The organism is Actinoplanes sp. TFC3 (assembly GCF_001553785.1).
In the GTDB taxonomy this organism is placed as follows: domain Bacteria; phylum Actinomycetota; class Actinomycetes; order Mycobacteriales; family Micromonosporaceae; genus Actinoplanes.
Genome location: NZ_LOJP01000001.1, coordinates 255,560 through 256,935, shown reverse-complemented (window position 1 = coordinate 256,935; position 1,376 = coordinate 255,560). Strand labels below are relative to the sequence as shown.

Annotated in this window: 1 protein-coding gene; it reads right to left on the bottom strand. The window is 65.4% G+C overall.

Annotated elements, in window-relative coordinates; genetic code table 11:
- Window positions 1-178: 178 nt before the first annotated feature.
- The gene (gene rho, locus TFC3_RS01170; RefSeq protein ID WP_067494378.1) at window positions 179-1,270 is read right to left on the bottom strand and encodes a transcription termination factor Rho; all 1,092 of its coding nucleotides are present in this window, start codon (window positions 1,268-1,270) and stop codon (window positions 179-181) included.
- Window positions 1,271-1,376 lie beyond the last annotated feature (106 nt).

Below are 1,376 nucleotides of genomic sequence, written 5' to 3'. Positions count from 1 at the left end.
TGAGAAACACGGGGGCCTCCGAGAGGGGGGAAGGTCACTCGGCCGCACACCATACGACGAAAACGCTTCGCAAAGTGGACAGTGATCGGCTCCACTGCAGAAAGTCATGTTAATCACTGCGAAAGATCAGCCTTTTACGTTCTGTCCCGGCGTTTGACTTCTTATCACCGCAAAACGATCAACCGGCAATGGCCAGCGACTGCGCCACCCGCCGCAGGAACTCCCGGTTGGATCCGGTCGTGCGTAGCTGACTGAGCAGGTGGTGCAGGCTTTCCCGGCGATCGTGACCGGTCAATGCCCGTCGGATCTGGGCCGCCGCCGCCAGCTCCCCCGGCGGCACAATAGTGTCGTCGCGCCGGGTCCCCGAGGCCGAAATGTCAACCGCCGGGAAGAGCCGCGCCTCGGCGAGCCCCCGGTCCAGCTTGAGCTCGGCATTCCCGGTGCTCTTGAACTCCTCGAAAATCACGGTGTCCAACGCCGACCCGGTCTCGACCAACGCGGAAGCAATGATGGTCAGCGAGCCGCCGCCCTCCACGTTGCGCGCTGCCCCCAAGAACCGCTTGGGCGGATAAAGAGCCGACACATCCAACCCTCCCGACAAGGTACGACCACGGCCCGGCGCGCTCAGGTTGTAAGCCCGCCCCAGCCTCGTAATGGAGTCGAGCAGCACCACCACGTCCTCGCCGAGTTCAACGCGCCGCTTGGCCCGCTCAATGGCCAGCTCGGCAACGGCGGTGTGATCCCGCGGCGCCCGGTCAAAGGTGGCAGCAATGACTTCGCCACGCACCGAGCGCTGCATATCGGTAACCTCCTCGGGCCGCTCGTCGACGAGCAGAACCATCAGGTGCACCTCGGGATTGTTGAGCGCTATGGCATTGGCGACCTGCTTGAGCACGGTGGTCTTCCCAGCCATCGGCGGCGCCACGATCAGGGCCCGCTGCCCCTTCCCGATCGGCATGACCAAATCGATGACCCGGGTGGTCAAAAGGTCGGGCTTAGTTTCCAGACGCAGGCGCTCCTGCGGGTAGAGAGCGGTGAGCTTGGCGAAGTCGGGGCGTTTGCCGGGCTTACGGCCGTTGACGGTGTCGACGTGCAGCTTGCGGCCGGCGGTGAGGTCAACAGCGCCGGTGACGAGATCGCCGCGGCGCAAGCCGAGCTGGCGGAGTTGAGCTTGGGAGACGGGGACGTCGTCGGGGCCGGGGAGGTAGCCGTCGGCACGCAGCCAGGCGCGGTCGTCGACGATGTCGAGGAGGGCGGAGATTTGCTTCATGGGAACTCCGGTTTCGGGGCCTTTGCAGGCTGGTTGTGGCCGCCTGGTGCGGCCGGGTGGGTGATTGACTCTTGTGCGGGCCGATGTGGGTGGGGGAGGCGGCGAG

Excerpts from the sequence above, each read along its gene's own strand:
- rho (WP_067494378.1), bottom strand. The coding sequence starts at position 1,270 with ATGAAGCAAATCTCCGCCCTCCTCGACATCGTCGACGACCGCGCCTGG.